Below are 19657 nucleotides of genomic sequence, written 5' to 3' on the forward strand. Positions count from 1 at the left end.
AGGATCATTTTTCAGGCAGGCCGCGCGGTATCACGCCGGCGCCCATGCCAACGCGCCCGCCGCCCAGTAAAAACTGCTTGAGTGCTTTTTGCAGGCCAGTGTTTTCCGGGTAGGCACGGATCTCGTTTCGGATCTCTCCAAACACGCGCTCCTCGGCCTGGCGAAACGAAAAATCCTCGTCGTACACCTCGAACAGCGACTGAAAGTGCAAAATGTTGGAGTTTTGCGGCAAAAGCTGTTGCAAGGCGGGCGACAAAAGCCAGGAGTGGCAGTACATCAGCTCCGGCCGCCCCTTTTCAAAAAACGCCCAGGCCTGCGCCATTGAAGATCGGACCACCTGGGGGCGTAGCGGCCCGCCTGCGGGGATGTGTATCTCCAGCATGGGCACGCCCGCGGCAAAGCTCCTGCCCGCGGCGGTGATTTTATCCTTCAAAATGCGCGGCCGGTATTGCAGCCGCCCCAGGCGGTACAGCTTTCCCTTCAGCGAAAGCGCCAGCCAGTCCCATTCCACCAGCCCCGGCTTGCCGGTGCGCCGCAGGCATTCGCCGTACCACAGCGCCAGATCGCTCATGGTGTCGCGGTACACCTGCCCGGGAATCCCGGCGGCCCGCCATTTTGCTTCCCGCTCCATGGCGTACTGCACAAAAAGGCACAGCGCGAGCTGCTCCGGTTCGGGCTGAGCCCGGACCTTTTCAAAAAAGGCCGCTTCGTCCCGCTCGAAAAGCGAAAGATAACCGCGCCTTTCCTGCGCGGAGAGGGGGCAGTGCTGCGCGCAGTCCGCCACCTGTTCCGGCAGGCCGATCCACTGCGCAAATTCGCGAACCGTCCTCATGGCATCAACCCTTTACGCTGCCCATCACAAGGCCCGTGGTAAAGTACTTTTGCAGGAACGGATACACCGCCATCACCGGGATCGCGCCCAGGAACAGCTGCGCTGCGCGGCCCGTGCGCGCGTTCATCAGGGCGATGAGCCGCTGGATGTCCCTTCCGTTCGCCTCCCGCATGAGCTGCTCAAAATTTTGCAGCAGAGTTTGCAGGTAGGTCTGCAGCGGATACATGGAGGGTTTGCTGAGGTAGATCATACCGGAGAACCAATCGTTCCAGTGGAACACGATGCAGAACAGGCCCACCGTGGCCAGCGCCGGCGTGAGCAGGGGCAAAAGCACCCGCGTCAAAATTACAATGGGGCTCGCGCCGTCCATGCGCGCGGCCTCCTCGATTTCATCCGGCAGCCCCCGCATGAAGTTCATCAAAATGATCATGTTGTACACCGGCAGGGCGCCCGGCAGCACTAGCGCCCAAAGCGAATCCTTGAGCCCCAGGCGCGATACCACCAAATAGGTGGGGATCATGCCGCCGCTGATGAGCATGGTGATCACAAAATAGGTCATAAAAATGTTGCGCCCGGCCAGCTCTTTCTTGCTTTTGGAGAGCGGATAGGCGGTGAGCACCATCAGCACGATGTTGATGGCCACCCCCAGCCCCACACGCTTGAACGAGACCCAGAGGGCGCGCAGAAATTTGCCCCCCTTCAGCGCGTAGTCGTAGGAGGCCGTTGTGAAGTCGACAGGCCAGAAGGCCACCTTTCCGGCCTGCACGGCGGCCGTGCCGCTGAACGAGATGGCCAGCAGATTCACAAAGGGCAGCACACAGGTAACGCACACCACCGTCAGGAACAGGATGTTGAAGATATCAAACCCTGTGAGCTTTTTCTTTTTCAGTGAAGTTCTCATGGTTTCCCTCCCTCAGAAGATGCGGTATCCGGCCACCCTGTCGGCCAAAAGATAAGAAAGACCGACCAAAAGGCTGGAGATCACGGATTTGAACAGCCCCACGGCCGCGCCCACGCTGTACTGCGCCTGCTCGAAGCCCATGCGGTAAACATAGGTGTCGATGATGTCGCCCGTCTGGTACACGATGGGGGAATAGAGGTTGTATATCTGGTCGAAGCCCGCGTCCAGCACGCTGCCCAGCGAGAGCACCAGCATCAAAATAATGGTGGGCAGGATCATGGGCAGGGTAATGCGCAGGATGCGCTGCAAACGGGTGGCGCCATCCAGCACCGCCGACTCATACAGCTGCGGGTCGATGCTGGTCAGTGCGGCCAGGTAGATCACTGTACCGAAGCCGAAGCTCTTCCAAATATCGCTCACGATCATGGTAAAGGGGAACACGGAGGGGTCGCTCAAAAAGCCCACCGGCTGCAGCCCCACGGCCTTGAGGATCGTGTTGAGGATACCATTGCCGGAAAGGATGTCGGTCAGCACGCCGGCCAGGATGACCCACGAGAGGAAGTTCGGAATGTAAACCAGTGTCTGGAATATACGCTTGAGCCTGTTTGAGCGCAGCTCGTTGAGCAGCAGCGCGAACAGCACGGGCACCACGATGCCGCCTAAAAGCTTGAAAAACGAAATAAAGAAGGTGTTCCAAATGGTTCGGATAAAGGTGGGCTGACGGAACAGATACCTGAAATTTTCCAGCCCTACCCACGGAGAGGAAAAGCCCAGCCCGGGGTTGTATTTTTCAAACGCGATGATCAGCCCGTACAGCGGGATATATGCAAACAGAAAAATCACCACAATGCCCGGGACGAGCATCAGATAATACTGCCACTGCCGCTTTACCTTATTGAGATTGCGCAAGATTCGTCCCTTCTTTCATGGGCAGCAGCGCGGAGCAAAAGCTCCGCGCTGCGCCTTTAGACTGAGATCGGCCGGCAAGCGTTTATTTGCCGTACATCTCGTTGATCTCCTGTGTGGCCTGGTCGCCGCCCGCGGCCTTCCAGGATCCCACCACCGTGTCAAAATAGTCCACCGGCTTTTGCCCCACGATGATCTGGGTGAAGCCCTCGATCAAAATGTCGTCCAGCGTGGTGCCCATGGTGCTCAGGGTCGGGGGAGGAGCGCCCCACATGGCGTCCTTGATGATCCGGCCCGAGTCCAGAACGTTTTTGGAAACGTAGTAGGCGGCGTATTCGCCGTTGCCCTGCTGGCAGTAATCCGCCACCGAAGCAGGCGTGCCGTTCTTTAAATAATCCACGCAGTTGTAATATTTGGCCGAGTTTTTGCCCAGCGCTGTCACGTCCACGCCCTCGCCCTGCTCCAGCGCCCCGGACACCTGCACGTACTGGTCATAGTCGGTATTGGGGTTGAACACGCGCAGACCATAGGGGATTACGGGGTATGCCTTGTCGAAGAAGTTGTTGAGCCACTCGGGATCCTCCTTGCCGGCCGCGTCGTCGCTCAGGTAGGCAAACAGGTTCAGCAGCTTGAGGGCCGCCTCGGGGTGCTCGCAGTCCTTGCTCACCACAATGTAGCCATAGTTCGGGAAGGTGATGGGAAACTTCACTTCCGCCCCGGTGGCCGAGGGAATCTCGTGGGCGTCGAAGATGGCGTCGGTGCCCAGGTTGCCGATTACGGCCACACCCGGGTCATCGCCCCACCACTGGTAGAACGGGTTGATCCCCACCGTGCCGCTGACCACCTCCTGCGACATCTGGGTCATATCCTGCGAGGTGAATTCGGGGTTGATGATCCCGTCCTTGTACCATTCGGCATACGCCGCCAGGGCATTTTTCACCTCAGGCTGCACTGCGCTGTAGCCCAGGCTACCGTCCGCCGTTTCCATCCAGATGCCCGTGTAAGAGCCGCCTGCCACCAGGTAAGCGCCCCAGGCGGGCGAGAGGATCTTGAAGGAGGTCAGATCCTTGTCTTCGGTGATACCATAGCCGCCGTGCTCCTTCATAAATGCGCGGGCCACGGCCTCCACATCCCCGATGCTTTTCGGATCTTCCAGGCCGGTGGCTTCCATCCAGTCATGCCGGATCCAGATCTGATTGATCTGGTCGATCACCCCGTACGAAAGCTGGGGGATCGCGTATATCCTGCCGTCGCGCTTGGCCGTCTCAAAGGTATCGGCCTCTTGCTCCATGTAGCTCTTCAGGGTATCCGAGGCATACTGCTCATAGACCTCGGTGAGATCCCAGATCAGGCCCGCCTCGTACAGCTGCTGGAACTGGTCCGCCTTGCAGAAGAATACATCCGGCAGCGAGCCATCCGCGATGGCCAGGTTGAGCTTGGTGGTATAGTCGCTGCTGACCACCCAGTCGTTGGTCACCTCGATGTTGAACCGCTCTTTGTACTCGCGGTACCAGGGGTTGTCGTCGTAAGTATCGCCGTCGTGCCATTGGATGCCGGCGTTCTCCACCAAAGCGGTGGTGATTTGCACCGGTTCGTCGTAGGGCGCCCAGATGTCGATCTCGCCTGCCGGCTGTGCGGGAGAAGAACCGGAAGCAGGCGCTGCGCTGCTTGCCGGGGCACTGCCGCAGGCGGCCAGGCTGCAGGCCATGGCGGCTGCGAGAGTGAGTGCGATCGCTTTTCTTATTTTCATGTTGTCCTCCTTTTATTGTGCCTTCTATCCATACCTTCCGCTTAAAAAAGCAGAAGGGCGATAACAATTGCGCCGCGCCTTAAGCCTGCGCCTTGCCGATCTCCCAAACGCCTTTTGCGGTGTCGATCAGCACGGTGGTTCCGTCTGCAAATGTGGTCCGCTGCAAATTCGCCCTGCCTTCCACAAATTCGTGGCTCACCATTTCTTGAAATGCAACCCGCTCGTGCAGTGCCGCCACCGGGCGGCAGCGCTCTATCTTCTGCCGGAGGGTCAGGGGCGTTCCCACGGAAAATGCGCCGTCGATGTTGTCGTAAGCAGGGTCCCGCTCAAGATAGGGCGCCCCGCCGTTCAGAAGTGCGTACAGCATGTGATCGTTCTTCTGGGAAAAGCGGTCCATCATCCAGGGCTCGATCACACAGTCGTGATACACCAGGTTGAACAGCGGCGCCGGCAGCCCCAGGGGGGCGGCTTCGGGCGGGCGCATCATGTGCTCGTAGGGCGCGTAGTGGCAGAATACCAGAGTCGGCACGGCCCATTCGTTCACTTCTTCGGAACCTGGGATCAGCCCGTTGGCCATCAAATACGAAAAGCAGCGGCAGCGCCAGCGGTAGCTTTCCTCCCGGGTCATGGGGTGGAGGAGGTTGGCACATTCGTCACCTTCATTGCAGGTGAACACGTCCAGGTAACTGCAGTCGGGCGCCACGCCCTGTTCGCGCAGGGCTTTGATATTTCGCCGCAGATAATAGGGCGCCTGCGTTGTGCACAGGTAGTCCTGCGCGCCCCCCGCCCAGTGGCTGTGGCCGGGATATGTGCCGTCTGGCCCCACGCAGGAATACTCCCGCTGAAAGCTGGGCGCTTTGTGATAATAGTCCCGGTATTGGTCATGCAGCGCCAGAAGATCCCCATAACCGTGCAGTGTTTCGCACAGAGCTTTCAATCCATGCGCGCCGCCCGCTTCCCCGCACACGGGAAGATAATCGGGATGGCAGTTGTCGTATCCAGGCTGCGCCCAGCCGTCCAGATGAAGCAGCAGCCGGCCGGCCCCCAACCGGTGGAGCCGGCTGATCTCGCCTGCGCGTTCCCTGAAGCGGATGAGGCGGTCGTTGTCCTGCGGCTGCTTTGGGTCAAAAAACGAGGAATCCGGCCGGATATGCCGTTTGATCCCTTTATGAAGAAACGAGCACCCCGCCAGCTGCCTTACCCCGGGCAGGCGCACGGCCTTTTCCTCCAGCGTGACAAGCAGGCCCCGCTCTTTCGCGTACTGGCGGTACGCCTTGCAGATCGTGTTGTGGTCGCAGCGGCGGAAGAAGCGGTAGCGCAGGCTGCGGCGGCCCGCCATCCTGCCCAGGCTGTTCTCCAGGCGGATGCCCACCCGTGTCCAGCCCCCGCCGGCGGGATGCTCGGCCTCATAGCCGGCGTTTGCGGGCGTCTCGCAGATCAGCATGTAACCCTGCCCCTGCCTTACCTGGGCAAACCAGGGCATATAGCTTGCCGCCGTGCCGAACAGCCCGTTGAACGGGATACCCTCCAGCGGGTGGGGCCAGTCGTTGGGCAGCAGCAGCCCCTGCCGCAGGTTCAGCAGGGTATACCAGTCGCTTCTGGCCGCCTCAAATTCCATGGGGCCCGGCCAGTATACCGCCGTTACGGAACGGCTTTCCGCCAGCGGGATCCATTCCAAATGGACGTCGCCCGTACACGCTTCGATCCAGATCAGCGTCTGAAAGCAAAACCGCGCCGCGTCCCCGCTGCCGGAAAACCCTTTGTAGGTGCTTGCGATCCCTGCGCCCACACCGTTTTCGTAGGTCTCGTGCACAATTTCCCTTGCCTCGGAAAAGTAAATCAGCTCCCCATGGCCGATGCGAAAATGTGGCTTATACGTTTCCGCCCAGGCCCAGGTGCCCGCTTCGCAGGTGATGCGCAGCCGCTCTTCGGGATGCTCCAAGGTCACGTCCATATGTAAGCGGGGGAATGTACAGTGCGAGGTCTTGTTTTCCATGCGTTCAGCTCCCTCTAGACCGCAATCAAAGGATTTGGACAATATACACATATCTTTTAACTTGATTGTACAGTTATTGCAGCGTTTTTGCTTGCCTTTTTGTCTTGATAACTTATAATATTATCTATAATCGTTTGAATGCGGCAACTTTAGGGCGCACTATGCCCGGAGGGAAAGCACAATGGCCTATGTGAGCACCTATCTGAAAAAAGAGGTGGCGATCAGTTCCATCGTCACCATCCACTATTTCGAATACCCCTGTGATTTTGTTTTTCACGGCGAATCGCACGATTTTTGGGAGTTTCTTTACGTGGACCGGGGCGGTATCTGCGTTCAGGCTGGGGGTGAAACCCATACCCTCGGACCGGGCGAAGTGATTTTTCACGAGCCGTGCGAATTTCATGCCTTCAGGGCCACGGGCGAAAGGCCACCTAACCTGGTGGTGATGTCTTTTTTTTCGGATTCTTCATTCATGGACTATTTTCGGGGCGGCGTTTTTCGGCTGACACCCAACGAGCGGACCATCATCTCGCGGATCATCGCCGCCGCGAAGGATTGTTTCTCAACGCCCCTGAACGTCCCGTCGATTGAAAAAGTGGAGCTGCGCGATGGCCAGTTGGCCGGTTATCCGCAGCTGATCTCGCTTTACCTGGAGCAGTTTCTGCTTACGATCTACCACACCCGGAACCGCATGCAGGCTTCGGCAAAGCATCTGCATCTTTCGGAAAATGAAGAGCAGCTTTCCGGTGAAAAAATACTGGATCAGATCGTAAAATATATGGAGGACCATCTCACCGAAAAACTGACGGTGCCTGACCTGTGCACGCTTTTTTCCCTTTCGCGGGCAACATTGGAAGGGCTGTTCCACAAAGAAAAAGAGATGGGCGCCATCGCCTATTTCAACATGCTGAAGATAGACAAGGCAAAAGAGCTGCTGCGCGGGGAAGCCATGAATATCACCGAGCTTTCCTATTACTTATCTTTCAGCTCGCTGCAATACTTTTCGCGGCAGTTCAAACTTGCTACCGGGATGTCCCCCCGGGAATATCTGTGCTCGGTAAAGGGCATCGCGCAAAGCCTGAAAAACAGCGTCCCGCATTATTACGCGCCGCCGCGGTAAAGTGAAAGGGGGCTCGGCCCACCGGGCAGGGAAACGCGGCTGCGGTGCAATGGGAAGGCGAAAAGAAAACGGCTGCGGCGCATTCCGATGGCCGAGACAATCGGAATGCGCCGCAGTTATCCACTTAATAATTTTAAAGCTGATCGGAAGAAGCCATATCGCGAAAGCCAATTAAACGCTGGGGGAAACGGTGCAAAAAGACTTTTTAATGGCCACGTAGGCTCCCGAATAAACTTTTTATAACGGTCGGTGTCATCACGGCTGGCGGTTGCCCGCCGCCCGGTACAGCTCGTACCATTCGGGGCGGGTCAGGCGGACCTGCGCCCCTGCGCACAGCTCGGCCAGGTGCGCAGGCGAGGCGGTGCCCGCGATCACCTGCATGCCCGCCGGGTGCCGCAGCACCCAGGCTGCCGCGATGGCCGCCTTGCTCACGCCGTACTGCGCGGCCAGCCGGGCCAGCGCCTCGTTCAGCTCGGGCCAGTCGGGGTGATCCAGGAACACGCCCCCAAACATGCCGAATTGCAGGGGGCTCCACGCCTGAATAGTCGTTCCGGCCAGGCGGCATTCGTCCAGCACGCCCCCATCCCGGTCCAGCCCGTCGTCGAACAGGGTGTTGGCGCTTACGCCCTGGCGCACCATGCCGCAGTGCGCCAGCGAGAACTGGAGCTGGTTCACGCGCAGCGGTTCGCCCACGGCCCGCTGCAAAAGGCGCAGCTGCGGCCCGCTGAAATTGCTTACCCCAAAGTGGAGCGCCTTGCCCTCGGCCCGCAGCAGCCGGAACGCCTCGGCCACCTCGTCCGGCTCCATCAAAGCGTCCGGCCGGTGCAGCAAAAGCACGTCCAGGTGGTCGGTGCGCAGCCGCCGCAGGCTGGCTTCGGCCGCTTCCAGGATGTATTCTTTTGAGAGGTCATAGCACACCCCCGGCCGGATGCCGCACTTGCTTTGCAGCACCATGCGCTGGCGCAGGCCGGGCTGGCTTGCCAGCAGGCGGCCGAAGCTCTCCTCGCAGGCGCCCTTGCCGTAAATGTCGGCGTGGTCGAAAAAGTTCACGCCCAGCTCCAGGGCGCCGTGCACGTGGCGGTCCAGCTGGGCCGCGGTGAGCGAGGCGATGCGCATGCAGCCCAGCCCCACCGCCGAAACGCGTAGGCCGCTGCCGCCGAGATCAAGATAGTTCATAAAACAGGCCTCCTTTGTCGGGTGGATGTGAAAGGGGAATATACTTATTATACCATGAACGTGGAACGTGAATGGTATAATAAGCAATTTCATCGGTTGCCCTAGCGAGCTTGGGGTGCTGTGAAGTTGGAATCAATTGCAATAATGTACATCTGGATGATATAATATAGATATTATAGAGACCGAAGAATCTCTGTTTAGCGATAAGCCTAAAAATATTTTCGCCTTGAAACTTTAGAGGGTACAACGCAACTGTTTTTGATGTTCTTTATCTCTTTACTATCTAATAATAAAAAGATAAGAAATGAAGCCTTTCTGTCAACCCTGTTTTTCATAAAGAAGATAATAAAGTAAGTCATACCAGGCAAAGAATAGATACCTTGAAAGAGGCGATAAGCTTGAACAACTTGACGCATACGAATTCTGTAATGGATGAAATAAGAGAATTATTATTAAGTGCACGTCAGCGTGTGGCAGTCCAGGTAAACACAGAACTTTTATCTACTTACTGGAATATAGGCAGAATTATAGTAGAACATGAGCAGACAAACAAAGAGCGGGCAGATTATGGCAAGAAAGTATTAAAGCAGATCTCAAAAGATTTGACGAAAGAGTTTGGAAAAGGATTTTCTGTTTCGAATCTCCAATTTATGCGGCGCTTTTATCAAACATATCAAATTCAACAGGCAGTGTCTGCTAAATTATCATGGTCACATTACTGTGAGCTTTTAACGGTTACCGATGCCGATAAGCGTAGCTTTTATGAAAAGGAAGCAGTTAATTCTGGGTGGTCAATACGAGAATTGAAGCGGCAAATTTCCACATCTCTTTTTGAACGCCTGTTATTATCCGAGGGGAAAACGAACAAAGAAACGGTGCTTGCCCTTGCCGAAAAAGGAATAGAACTAGCTACGCCGCTTGACATGATAAAAGATCCTTATGTGTTCGAGTTTTTGGGCATGCCGGAAAACAAACCAATGCTTGAAAACGATCTTGAAAAAGCGCTTGTTGAGCAGATAGAGAAATTCTTGCTGGAATTAGGGCGTGGTTTCATGTTTGTGGGCACACAGCAGCGTATTACATTGAACAATATACACTATTATGTGGATATGGTTTTCTATAACAAAGTTCTTCGGGCATATGTGTTGATTGAGTTAAAAACGACAAAGCTCACGCCGGAAGCCGCTGGGCAGCTTAATATGTACCTGAATTACTATGCTGCCGAAGTAAACGACGAACAGGATAATCCACCAATCGGTATTATCCTGTGTACGGATAAGGATAGCATAGCCGCAGAATATGCTTTAGGGGGATTGTCGAATACTATTTTCGCTTCTCGGTATGTTTCCTATATTCCCAAAAAAGAACAGCTAATTGCCCAAGTAGAAGCTGTTTTGAATGAATGGCACAATAAAAGATAGCTGCAGTGTGGCTTACACAACGGCTGGTTATTGACCGCGTCCGGGTCACGCGGTTTGATCAGATCATAGAAACGGCAAAACGGGAGGGTGTTCGCGCGGGGTGGTCTAATCTCTGCATTGAAATTTGGTTCGATGCCTATTTTGGTAAAATGCACAGTTATGTGGATTCAGTTGTATGCTGTAGGGAATTTGCAAACACCTTCGAAAAGAAAACGGGGCAGGAATACAGAAAATCCAGCGGACAAATTTATGCTCTGTTGAATCAATACGGCGAGGAAACAGTGGCAATTCAACTTGCGGAATCCCGGCTTTCACAGTATTTAAAAAATGGGAGGGATAAACCCTCGCAGATGTGCCCCTGTACCACGGTACATAAACTGGTGAGGGAGATACGAAAAAAGACAGGTGACAAGGATATATAAAGGCGACCGCCCCGGGCCACACGGTCCGGGGCGGCCTTACTTGTACATAGGGTATATTCTATATGCTTTTAAACAAAGCCAGAAAAAGAGATTGCTGTTCTGGTGTTAAGGAGGCCCAATTGTCCAACAGTTCCCGCTGTTTTGAAGTGAGAGGAAGGGGTTCCTCCCCCTCAGTAAAAAACTGAGATAAGGTAAGCCCAAAGCCGTTGCAGATTTTTTCCAAAGATTTTATTGTGGGAGCTTGCCTTTTACGGTACCAAGTGGAAATTGTTGACTGCGAGATACCCGAATGTTGGGCCAGTTCATATTCAGACCAGTGCCGTGCCAAGCGCAGGCGGGTGATTTCTTCAAGAATATCTTTTATGCTGTCCACCCCAATCAATACTAACTTTTATCGTATATTATAGTTCTCCAAAAAATTAAATATTAGTTGGACAAGCCGTATAAAACATTGTTTTAAAAACAGTGAAAACGTTTCCTACATATTCTGTAGCAAGGCTTTAATGATTTGTTGTTGCGTAGGATTTAGAGAAGACCAGTTATCCAGCATTTCCTTTTGTTCAGGTGTAAGTGAAACAGGATCATTACCTTCCGCAAAGAACTGAGAAAGTGTAATTCCGAAACCTTTACATACTTTTTCTATGGTTTTTATAGTTGGCGTTTGATTTTTTCGATACCAAGTAGAGATGGTAGACTGCGAGATTTTGCAATGCGTTGAAAGCTCATATTCATTCCAATTTCTCTCTAAACGAAGTCTAGTTATTTCATCAAGAACATTTTTCATACGTCACCACTTCTTGAATGCTTTGTTATTGCGTATATTATACTTCGCAAAAAACTTGATTTTTAGTTGTTTATAACGTATAATTTATACGTTATAAAACATAAAACCCGCTTTTATAAAAGAAAGGATGGAAGAAAAAATGAAGATCAGCACAGTAAGAAGGACCGACGGCCTGGGCAGGGTGGTGCTGCCCGAAGAGCTGCGCAGCGCGCTGGGCCTGGGCGAGGGCGCGTCGGTGCGGCTGACCCTGGAGGGCCGGCGGGTGATCCTGGAAAAAGAAACGCCCCAGTGCGCCCTGTGCGGCTGCACTGAAAACCTGTATACGCAGGGCGAAAGCGCGGTCTGCGCGCAGTGCATCCAGGCGCTTGCCGAGATGGCGTCGCTTTAAAGGCGGCGGCCTTTGCATGAGCTTCAAAAAAGGTGGGCGTAAACCGGCCTAAAAAGGTTCGGCAAAATAAGGGATACAGCCTGAAAAACGGCAGAAAGGCGGCACCCATGGTCCGCACAACATTAAAAACGATTTCCCAAAAGCCTTTCCCGCAAAACTACCTGGAAGAGGTGCTTGAACGGGAGCTCGGCCAAAACGAGGTCCCGCCCGATTTTGCGGCGGGGCTGCGGCCGGTCCTGGCCGAGTGCATGGCGAACGGGGTAAGGGCCGAAAAGATCGTTCGGCTTCGCTACGAGAGTGGTCTTACCTACACGCAGATCGCAAAGGAGATCGGTGTGGAGCAAGAGCGGATCCGCTACATCATCCGCGACTCGCAGAGGCGGCTGCGCCGGCCCAGATACCGCAGCTTTTTAAAAGGGGGGTATGCAGCCTGGCAAAGCAAGACCGGCGGCAAACGCGCAGGCCCGCCAAACGTTTGATCCGTTTGGCGGGCCTGCACCTGTTTGAGACAAAACAAAAAGAATCGTGATAACAGGCATTCTGCGGAAAGCGGGGTGCTTGTTTTTTATTTGAACATTGAGAAGAACTTGGAAGTGCGGTATAATAAATTATCTGATAAATGCAATTTATTAAAACTGTGTAGGCAGAGGAGATTTGAATGCTGAAAAATAATATAGAAGTAGATGTGAAGGTAAAATGTATCGAGAGCGGCATAACACAGGCACAGCTTGCGGAGAAAATTAAAACCACCAGTCCATATGTCAACCGCATCATCAAAAAGCAGGACGGCGTTGTAAATAGAACCTTTATTCAGATGCTGGAAGGCCTTGGTTACGACATCGAACTTACTTATGTGAAGAGAGAAGATTAGGAGGACACTATTGTGGACAGTTATGGAGAAATGTTGATTTATCAGACGGAAGATGGTCTGACCAAAATAGATGTAAACATAGTTGATGAAACAGTGTGGCTTTCTATTGATCAAATGGCTGAATTATTTCAGAGGGATAAAAGCGTTATCGGAAAACATGTGAGAAATATATTTAAAGAAGGCGAACTGGATAAAAATTCAGTGTGGGCAAAATTTGCCTATACTGCTTCTGATAATAAAACATATCAAGTCGATTATTATAATCTTGATGTTGTTATCTCTGTTGGATATCGTGTAAAGTCACAGCGTGGTGTGCAGTTTCGTATCTGGGCGACAAGCGTCTTAAAAGAATATATCAAAAAAGGTTTTGCGATGGACGATGACCGTCTAAAAGACCTGGGCGGAGGCGGAAGTGATTTATCATCGTGCAGATGCCGAAAAAGACTTTATGGGACTGATGTCATTTTCGGGAGAACAGCCAACGCTGCGGGAAGCAAAAATTGCAAAGAACTATCTGGATGAAAAAGAGTTGCGGGCAATGGGTCAACTGGTATCGGGATATCTTGATTTTGCGGAAAGACAGGCGGAACGGGAAATCCCCATGACCATGGAAGACTGGACAAAACATCTTGACGGGATTTTGACGTCTACAGGGGAAAATCTTCTCATCGGAAGGGGAACAGTCAGCCACTTACAGGCGATGGAAAGGGCTCAGGCGGAGTATAAAAAGTATAAAGCAAAAACGCTCAGCAGTGTGGAAAATGATTATTTGAATAGCATAAAGCTGCTGGAACAAAAAGGAAAACAGCAAAAATAAAGTTCGATGAAAAAGTGATTGCTGCAAAATTTGCAACAACCACTCATAAGATGGAGATGTAAGAAAAGATTGTGTACTGAAGGATCACTATGTCTAAGAAGAAAGATGAAGTAACGATACATATAGTCCAAAATGAAGCGGATTAAAAATTCGTTTTGAAGATCTCGAAGAATTTAGTGATCGGCTGCAGGAAACAGTGAGATTTTTTTGTTAGAGGAGCGAAAATGAAAATTATTGAAGTGACAGACAGAAATTCGTTGTTGATGGAACAGCTATTAGGCGTGTGGGAAAGTTCTGTAAAGGCCACCCATCTCTTTTTATCTGAGAATGAAATAGAAAGCATCAAGAGATATGTCCCTCAGGCATTAAAAGAAATACCGCATTTGATCGCCGCGGAAAACGAAAATCAAGTTCCGGTGGGCTTTATGGGAATTGCAGAACAGCACCTGGAAATGCTGTTCATCGCTCACGGGGAAAGGGGAAAAGGCCTTGGCAAGGCGTTGCTCAGATATGGAATGGAAAAGTATTCGGTCAAAGATTTGGCGGTGAATGAACAAAATCCCCTTGCGAAGGGTTTCTATGAACACATGGGCTTTAAGGTTTATAAAAGAACAGAAAATGACGAACAGGGAAACCCTTATCCTCTTTTGTATATGAGCAGACGGTAATTTTTGTTTAAAAGGGTGGGGTATACCTGCTTTTTGCTGCGAGGCAATAAAAACGGCGCTTTCCCATGGCTCAACGAGCGGGGAAAGCGCCGTTTTTAACGGTCAAAGTTTTTTCTCCGCGCAGGCAGCCCTCACAGCCGCAGCGCGGGGAAGCTGGTGCTCATGTCGCTGTCCAGCAGCGAGCGGATGGCGGCGTCCCGCGAGTTGTTCAGGTGTTCGGTCAGCAGGCCGGCCGCTTCCTCCGCGTTGCCCGCCAGCACCGCACGCAGCAGGGCGATGTGCTCCTGCGTGGCCGAAAGCTGCCGCCCGTGGATGTTTTTGCCCGCCAGAATGCGCAGCCGGTTGCTCTGGTCAAGGATATGGCCCATGGGGTCCCGGATGTAGGGGTTTGGGCAGGCGTTGCACAAAATGCGGTGCAGCAGATCGTCCATGGAATAGATCTTTTCATACTGCCCCTCGTCCATGGGCGCCGCCAGCATCTGCCGCAGGATCTCTTCCAGAGGGGCCCGGTCCACATTCTGCAAAAAGTTGCGCAGGATATAGGGCTCGGTGTGCAGCCGGGCCTCAAAGATCATGCTCACCTCGCTGATGGAAATATCGGCCACCACCGCGCCCCGCTTGGGCAGAATGCGGATCAGGTGCTCGTGCTCCAGCTTGTTCAGCGCCTCACGGATGGGCGTGCGGCTGGCGTCCACGGTGGCCATCAGCTCGGCCTCGCTCAGCACCGTGTTGGGCATGTAAACACAGTGGATGATGTTTTGCTTGATCAGGCGGTAGGCTTTGTCTTTTAAGCTGTATTCGGCCATTCCTTTGCTCCTTCCGGCGGGTGGATCCCCGCCCAGGTTTATTATAAAAGAAGAAAAAGCAAAAGGCAACACATGTTTTAACATCCATTCAAAGGATTCATCTTGTATACAAGATGAATCCTTTGAATTTATAAAAAGGGCATATATAATAAAAATAGAAAGATTGGTCAAATATATTGACCGATAAGTGGATTATTTTGGATAAAAAGGAGAGAAATCATGAAACGGTTTGTTGCTTTTTGCCTGGCATGTACCTTGTGTCTCACTCTTCTGGCAGGCTGCGGCGGAGCACCGGCAGCTTCTGTGCCCGCCTCGCAGCCGGGCTCCGGAGCGGATCCCGGCGCCGCGCCCGCCCCGGGCGCGGCCATCACCCTGACCTTTGGGCACGGCCAGTCCGAGGCGCATTCCTTCCACAAGGCCGCCCTCTTTTTCAAACAGCTCATCGAAGAACGCTCGGGCGGGGCGATCACGGTGAATGTGCAGCCCAACGGCGCGCTGGGCGACGAGAAGGAGATGGCCGAGGGCCTGCAGATGGGCACCGTGGACATGGTTGTATGCGCGGTGGCCACCCTCACCGGGTTCGACCCGGCGCTGGATGTGTTCAACCTGCCCTACCTGTTTGAGAGCCGCGAGCAGGGCATCGCGGTGCTGGACGGCGAGATCGGCCGCGGGATGTTCGAGAACCTCGAGGGGCAGGGTCTCAAGCTGCTGGGCTTTTTTGACCTTGGCTTCCGCAGCATGACCAACAGCCAGCGCCCCATCGCCGCCCCCGAGGATTGCAAGGGCCTGCGCATGCGCACCCTTCAGTCCAACGTATTGGTGGAGGGGCTGAACAGCTTCGGCATCGACGCGGTGTCCATGAGCTTCGGCGAGCTGTTCACCGCCCTGCAGACCGGCGCGGTGGACGGGCAGGAGAACCCCATCTCGGTCATCGACGCCTCACGCTTTTACGAGGTGCAGAAGTACCTCTCGCTCACCGAGCACATGTATGTGGTGCTGCCCCTGCTCGTAAGCACAAAAACCTGGGAAAAGCTCTCGGCCGATCAGCAGCTGCTGCTGATGCAGTGCGCCCAGGAGACCGTGCAGCACCAGCGCGAAGAGAACCTGGCCAACTATGAAACCGAACTCGCCGATCTGGAAGCCAACGGCATGCAGGTGAACGAGGTCGACAAGGCCGCGTTCCAGGGGGCCATCCAGCCCCTGTACGATACCTACGCCGCCCAGTTCGGCGATACGGTGGAAAAGATCCGCGCGGTCAAGCCCTGAGCGCGGGCAACGCCCTTAAAAGGAGGTCTGGGATGATGTTGCGTGTGGTAAAAAAGCTGGACCGGGCGCTCAACCGGGCGCTGGAATACCTGGTCATGGCCCTCTTGGCGGGCATGGTGCTGGTGGTCACGGCGCAGCTGGTGTTCCGCTGGCTGCACGCCTCGATCCGCTGGAGCGAGGAGCTTTCGCAGTATGCCATGGTGTGGTGCGCGTTTTTAAGCGGCGCGCTGTGCGTGCGCAAGGGGGCCATGGTGGGGCTGGATCTGATCCAGCTGGCGCTGCCCGCCCGTGCGGGCCGTGTGGTGAAGGGGCTGGTGCTGGTGATCCAGGTACTGCTGCTGGCCGCGCTCACGGTGGTGGGCGCAAAGCTGGCCGTGATGTATTGGGGCAACACCACCCCCATGCTGAAATGGTCCATGGGGCTGGTGTACGCGGCCATTCCGGCCGGGTTTGGCCTCATGACCCTGGACTCGGTGTTCGTATTGTGTGAGGGCTGCGTGAAAGGGTGGGTGAACCGGGAATGATCGCAATTTTATTTGTGTGCTTTTTTGTGCTGCTGTTCCTGGGCCTGCCCATTGCGTTCACCCTGGGCGGCTCCTCGCTGCTGGCCATCGCGCTGGGCAGCGATATGGATCTTGCCATTGTGGCCCAGCGCATTTTTTCCGGCTCGTCCGGCTTCACCCTGATGGCGATCCCGTTTTTTGTGCTGGCGGGCAACCTGATGAGCTCCGGCGGCATCTCCCGGCGGCTAATCAACTTCTGCAACGTGATGCTGGGGCATGTGTCGGGCGGGCTCGCCATGGTGGCGGTGGTGGCCTGCGGCTTCTTTGCGGCCATCTCCGGCTCCAGCGCGGCCACCGCGGCCGCCATCGGGGCCATCATCATCCCTGAAATGCTCACCCACCGCTATGACCGCAATTTCGCCGCCGCCACGGTGGCCTCTTCGGCCGAGCTGGGGGTCATCATCCCGCCCAGCATCGGCCTGATCATGTACGGGGTGGCGGCCGAGCAGTCCATCGGCGATCTGTTCAAGGCGGGGCTGCTGCCGGGCGTTTTCATCTGTGTCACCCTGATGGCCGCCGCCCATTTCATGGCGAAAAAGCAGGGGTTTGTGCCCAGCGAGAAAAGCACCGGCAAACAAAAGCTTGCCGCCCTGCGCAAGGCCCTGCTCGCCCTGTTCATGCCGGTCATGATCCTGGGCAGCATCTACGGGGGCCTGTGCACCGCCACCGAGGCGGCGGTGCTGGCGGTGGTTTACGGCTTTGTGGTGGGTGTGTTCGTGTATAAAGAGATCCAATGGAAGGACCTGCCCAAAATTTTGCTGGATTCCTGCCTTACCGCGGCCACCGTGCTGGTCATCATTGGCTGCTCCAACATTTTTGGCTGGGTGCTGGCCAAGCAGTCGGTGCCGCAGCTGGTGGCAAACGCGTTCCTGAGCATCTCCGGCAGCAAATATGTGTTCCTGCTGCTGGTCAACGTGCTGCTGCTGTTGGTGGGCATGTTCTGCGAGGCGGGGGCCGCCATGGTCATCCTGGCGCCCCTGCTGGCCCCGGTGGCCGCGGGTCTTGGCATCGACCTGGTGCATTTCGGCATCATCATGATGGCGAACCTGGCGGTGGGCATGGTCACCCCGCCCGTGGGCGTGAACCTGTACGTGGTGTGCGACAGCGCCAAGGTGAAGATCGAGGGCATGATGCGGTATCTGCTGGTGTTCTTTGCGGTGCTCATCCTTGACCTGCTGGTGATCACCTTCGTGCCGCAGCTCTCGCTGCTGCTTCCCCATCTTTTGGCCTGACACAGCCTTTTGAAAGCGAGGAAGATTGATTGAAAATTACCAACATACAGGCAGTCTGCCTGAAATACCCCTACGAGCGCCCCATTGCGGACGGCTGCACCGTGTGCGGCGCCCGGTCGTCGGTGCTGGTGCGGGTAAACACCGACACCCAGCTTTACGGCCTGGGCGAGGCCGCCACCTTTGGGGGCAGCCTGGATGCGATGAAGGTCATCATTGAGCGCCAGCTTGCCCCGCTTTTGGTGGGCGAGGACCCGCTGGACATCGAGCGGCTGTGGAACAAGCTGATGTGGAACAATTGGTCGGCGGGCCGCCGGGGCATGGTGATGGGCGGCATCAGCGGCATCGACATCGCCCTTTGGGACCTTTTGGGCAAAGCGGCGGGCATGCCGCTGTACCGCCTGCTGGGGGCGAACGCGCACCGGGTGAAGGGGTATGCCAGCGCGGGCTTTTACGCCCCCGGCAAGGAGATCGCGGATCTGGAGCGGGAGCTGGAGAGCTACTGCGCCATGGGCTTCTCTGATTTCAAGATGAAGATCGGCCGGGTGCAGGGCGGCGTCAATTCGCCCCTGCGGTACATGAACCAGGGGGATTGGGCCTATACCCAAAAACAGGACGCCGCGCGTATTGCCGCGGCCCGGCGGGTGATCGGCCCCGGCGCCCGCCTCATGGTGGACATGAACTGTACCTGGGACCCGGACGCCGTGGTGGCCGGCGAGCAGATGTTCAGTGAATACGGCGTTTATTGGGTCGAGGAGCCCACCCGCAGCGACGACGCGCGCAGCTACGCGCGCATTGCGGCGAGCCTGAAAAGCACGCTGGTGGCGGGCATCGAGTCGGAGCAGGGGCTGGCCCGGTACAGCGAGCTGGTGGAGATGGGCGCCCTGGACGTGGTGCAGGCAAACCTGGGCTGGGCCGGCGGCATCACCGAAGCCAGGCGCATCGCCGCGCTGGCGCTGGCCCACGGAAAAATGTTCACCCCCCACACCTTCTTTTCCGCGGTGCTCAACGCGGCCAACGTGCAGTTCGCGGCCAGCCTTTCCAACGTGCCCTTTATCGAGTGCGAGCTCAACCCGAACCCGCTGCGGACCGACCTGCTCAAGCAGAACCTGGAAATGGATGAGCATATGTGCTTTATCCTGCCCCAGGGGCCGGGGCTTGGGATCGAAGTGGACTGGGAAAAGGCAGAGCGATATCTGTACCGGGGGTGAGGCGGAACACCCTTGCGGCGTGCTTCCGAAAAGCTGTAAAACTGCTTTTCGAAGGCGCGCCGCTTTTTGCTGCCCGCCAAAAGCAGGAAAAAACGGCCCGGTGCTCCGCAAGCGTGCGGGAGTATGCTATAATAACGGCAGGAAACAGGATTGAAGGAAAAAGGGGGGAGAGCCCGCCGTATGGAGCTGCTGCTGAATCTTCTCACCGTTTTGGAGATCATTGCGGTGGAGTTTGTTTCCATCTGGGTGCTGTCTCAGCGCAAACATCCTTTTTGGGCGGCGCTCGGCACCTATGCGGGCATCACGGCCCTGCTCATCGCGTTCATGTGCCTGGTGGCGGTGCGGATGCCCGGCTATGGCGACGGCAGCGGCCGTTTTATGGTGCTGGGGGTGGCGTATTTCCTGCCCGCCCTGGTGAACTATGGCGGTCACTGGAAAAACCGCGTGATTTTGGCGTTCTATTCCTTCTCGTATGGGCTGGCGGGGTTTGCATTGGCGGTAAGGGTGGGGTATCTGTTCGGCCCGGCGCG

Annotated in this window: 21 protein-coding genes and 1 pseudogene; 13 read left to right on the plus strand and 9 right to left on the minus strand. The window is 55.4% G+C overall.

What is annotated here, in order from left to right; all coding sequences use genetic code 11:
- Positions 1 to 4: 4 nt before the first annotated feature.
- The 5 genes from ACMLHZ_RS01480 to ACMLHZ_RS01500 all read right to left on the minus strand — a co-directional run bounded on the left by ACMLHZ_RS01480 (position 5) and on the right by ACMLHZ_RS01500 (position 6385).
- On the minus strand, positions 5 to 832 hold the full coding sequence (locus ACMLHZ_RS01480) for an acyltransferase domain-containing protein (protein WP_418666043.1): 828 nt from the start codon (positions 830 to 832) through the stop codon (positions 5 to 7).
- A 4-nt stretch (positions 833 to 836) separates the two neighbouring features.
- Entirely contained in the window at positions 837 to 1733 is an 897-nt protein-coding gene (locus ACMLHZ_RS01485; RefSeq protein ID WP_418666044.1) for a carbohydrate ABC transporter permease, read from the minus strand.
- A 12-nt stretch (positions 1734 to 1745) separates the two neighbouring features.
- Positions 1746 to 2642, minus strand: coding sequence for an ABC transporter permease (locus ACMLHZ_RS01490; RefSeq protein WP_418666045.1), 897 nt, complete (start codon positions 2640 to 2642; stop codon positions 1746 to 1748).
- Positions 2643 to 2724: 82 nt separating this feature from the next.
- Positions 2725 to 4389 (minus strand): extracellular solute-binding protein, encoded by a 1665-nt coding sequence (locus ACMLHZ_RS01495; protein ID WP_418666046.1) that lies wholly within the window; start codon positions 4387 to 4389, stop codon positions 2725 to 2727.
- Between the two features lie 79 nt (positions 4390 to 4468).
- The gene (locus tag ACMLHZ_RS01500) at positions 4469 to 6385 is read right to left on the minus strand and encodes a DUF5696 domain-containing protein (protein ID WP_418666047.1); all 1917 of its coding nucleotides are present in this window, start codon (positions 6383 to 6385) and stop codon (positions 4469 to 4471) included.
- A gap of 181 nt (positions 6386 to 6566) precedes the next feature.
- Between ACMLHZ_RS01500 and ACMLHZ_RS01505 the strand changes: the two genes are divergently transcribed.
- The gene (locus tag ACMLHZ_RS01505; RefSeq protein WP_418666048.1) at positions 6567 to 7505 is read left to right on the plus strand and encodes a helix-turn-helix domain-containing protein; all 939 of its coding nucleotides are present in this window, start codon (positions 6567 to 6569) and stop codon (positions 7503 to 7505) included.
- A 255-nt stretch (positions 7506 to 7760) separates the two neighbouring features.
- Here the strand turns inward: ACMLHZ_RS01505 and ACMLHZ_RS01510 are convergent, their stop codons facing one another.
- Positions 7761 to 8681, minus strand: coding sequence for an aldo/keto reductase (locus ACMLHZ_RS01510; RefSeq protein WP_418666049.1), 921 nt, complete (start codon positions 8679 to 8681; stop codon positions 7761 to 7763).
- Between the two features lie 398 nt (positions 8682 to 9079).
- Here ACMLHZ_RS01510 and ACMLHZ_RS01515 point away from each other — a divergent pair, with 398 nt between their 5' ends.
- Complete coding sequence (locus tag ACMLHZ_RS01515; RefSeq protein WP_418666050.1) at positions 9080 to 10102, plus strand: PDDEXK nuclease domain-containing protein; 1023 nt, start codon at positions 9080 to 9082, stop codon at positions 10100 to 10102.
- Between the two features lie 5 nt (positions 10103 to 10107).
- Positions 10108 to 10524 (plus strand): RloB family protein, encoded by a 417-nt coding sequence (locus ACMLHZ_RS01520; RefSeq protein WP_418666051.1) that lies wholly within the window; start codon positions 10108 to 10110, stop codon positions 10522 to 10524.
- A gap of 58 nt (positions 10525 to 10582) precedes the next feature.
- On the opposite strand, the gene ACMLHZ_RS01525 is transcribed toward ACMLHZ_RS01520, so the two are convergent.
- Positions 10583 to 10897: a helix-turn-helix domain-containing protein gene (locus ACMLHZ_RS01525; RefSeq protein ID WP_418666064.1), complete on the minus strand. Its 315-nt coding sequence runs from the start codon at positions 10895 to 10897 to the stop codon at positions 10583 to 10585.
- A 105-nt stretch (positions 10898 to 11002) separates the two neighbouring features.
- Complete coding sequence (locus ACMLHZ_RS01530; protein WP_418666052.1) at positions 11003 to 11308, minus strand: helix-turn-helix domain-containing protein; 306 nt, start codon at positions 11306 to 11308, stop codon at positions 11003 to 11005.
- A gap of 139 nt (positions 11309 to 11447) precedes the next feature.
- Between ACMLHZ_RS01530 and ACMLHZ_RS01535 the strand changes: the two genes are divergently transcribed.
- The 5 genes and pseudogenes from ACMLHZ_RS01535 (at position 11448) to ACMLHZ_RS01555 (ending at position 14052) form a co-directional block, all read left to right on the plus strand.
- On the plus strand, positions 11448 to 11696 hold the full coding sequence (locus tag ACMLHZ_RS01535) for an AbrB/MazE/SpoVT family DNA-binding domain-containing protein (RefSeq protein ID WP_418666053.1): 249 nt from the start codon (positions 11448 to 11450) through the stop codon (positions 11694 to 11696).
- 107 nt (positions 11697 to 11803) lie between these two features.
- Positions 11804 to 12175, plus strand: coding sequence for a sigma factor-like helix-turn-helix DNA-binding protein (locus ACMLHZ_RS01540; protein ID WP_418666054.1), 372 nt, complete (start codon positions 11804 to 11806; stop codon positions 12173 to 12175).
- A 179-nt stretch (positions 12176 to 12354) separates the two neighbouring features.
- A complete protein-coding gene (locus tag ACMLHZ_RS01545) occupies positions 12355 to 12567 on the plus strand; it encodes a helix-turn-helix domain-containing protein (protein ID WP_418666055.1) in 213 nt (70 codons plus the stop codon).
- Between the two features lie 12 nt (positions 12568 to 12579).
- Positions 12580 to 13384: pseudogene (gene rhuM, locus ACMLHZ_RS01550) on the plus strand (RhuM family protein).
- 224 nt (positions 13385 to 13608) lie between these two features.
- Positions 13609 to 14052 carry a GNAT family N-acetyltransferase gene (locus tag ACMLHZ_RS01555; RefSeq protein WP_418666056.1) on the plus strand — a complete coding sequence of 148 codons (444 nt, stop codon included), beginning with the start codon at positions 13609 to 13611 and terminating at the stop codon, positions 14050 to 14052.
- Between the two features lie 131 nt (positions 14053 to 14183).
- Here the strand turns inward: ACMLHZ_RS01555 and ACMLHZ_RS01560 are convergent, their stop codons facing one another.
- Entirely contained in the window at positions 14184 to 14858 is a 675-nt protein-coding gene (locus tag ACMLHZ_RS01560; protein WP_418666057.1) for a GntR family transcriptional regulator, read from the minus strand.
- Between the two features lie 219 nt (positions 14859 to 15077).
- Here ACMLHZ_RS01560 and ACMLHZ_RS01565 point away from each other — a divergent pair, with 219 nt between their 5' ends.
- From ACMLHZ_RS01565 to ACMLHZ_RS01585, 5 genes are all read left to right on the plus strand, one after another.
- Positions 15078 to 16124, plus strand: coding sequence for a DctP family TRAP transporter solute-binding subunit (locus tag ACMLHZ_RS01565; protein WP_418666058.1), 1047 nt, complete (start codon positions 15078 to 15080; stop codon positions 16122 to 16124).
- A 32-nt stretch (positions 16125 to 16156) separates the two neighbouring features.
- The gene (locus ACMLHZ_RS01570) at positions 16157 to 16648 is read left to right on the plus strand and encodes a TRAP transporter small permease (protein WP_418666059.1); all 492 of its coding nucleotides are present in this window, start codon (positions 16157 to 16159) and stop codon (positions 16646 to 16648) included.
- Positions 16645 to 17919: a TRAP transporter large permease gene (locus ACMLHZ_RS01575; protein WP_418666060.1), complete on the plus strand. Its 1275-nt coding sequence runs from the start codon at positions 16645 to 16647 to the stop codon at positions 17917 to 17919. Before ACMLHZ_RS01570 ends, ACMLHZ_RS01575 begins: the two co-directional genes overlap by 4 nt.
- 29 nt (positions 17920 to 17948) lie before the next feature.
- On the plus strand, positions 17949 to 19127 hold the full coding sequence (locus tag ACMLHZ_RS01580; protein WP_418666061.1) for a mandelate racemase/muconate lactonizing enzyme family protein: 1179 nt from the start codon (positions 17949 to 17951) through the stop codon (positions 19125 to 19127).
- Between the two features lie 180 nt (positions 19128 to 19307).
- The coding region (locus ACMLHZ_RS01585; RefSeq protein ID WP_418666062.1) for a hypothetical protein at positions 19308 to 19657 on the plus strand (350 nt) is incomplete at its 3' end.

The sequence above is a fragment of the Allofournierella sp. genome (genome assembly GCF_048388525.1).
Taxonomy (GTDB): domain Bacteria; phylum Bacillota; class Clostridia; order Oscillospirales; family Ruminococcaceae; genus BQOK01.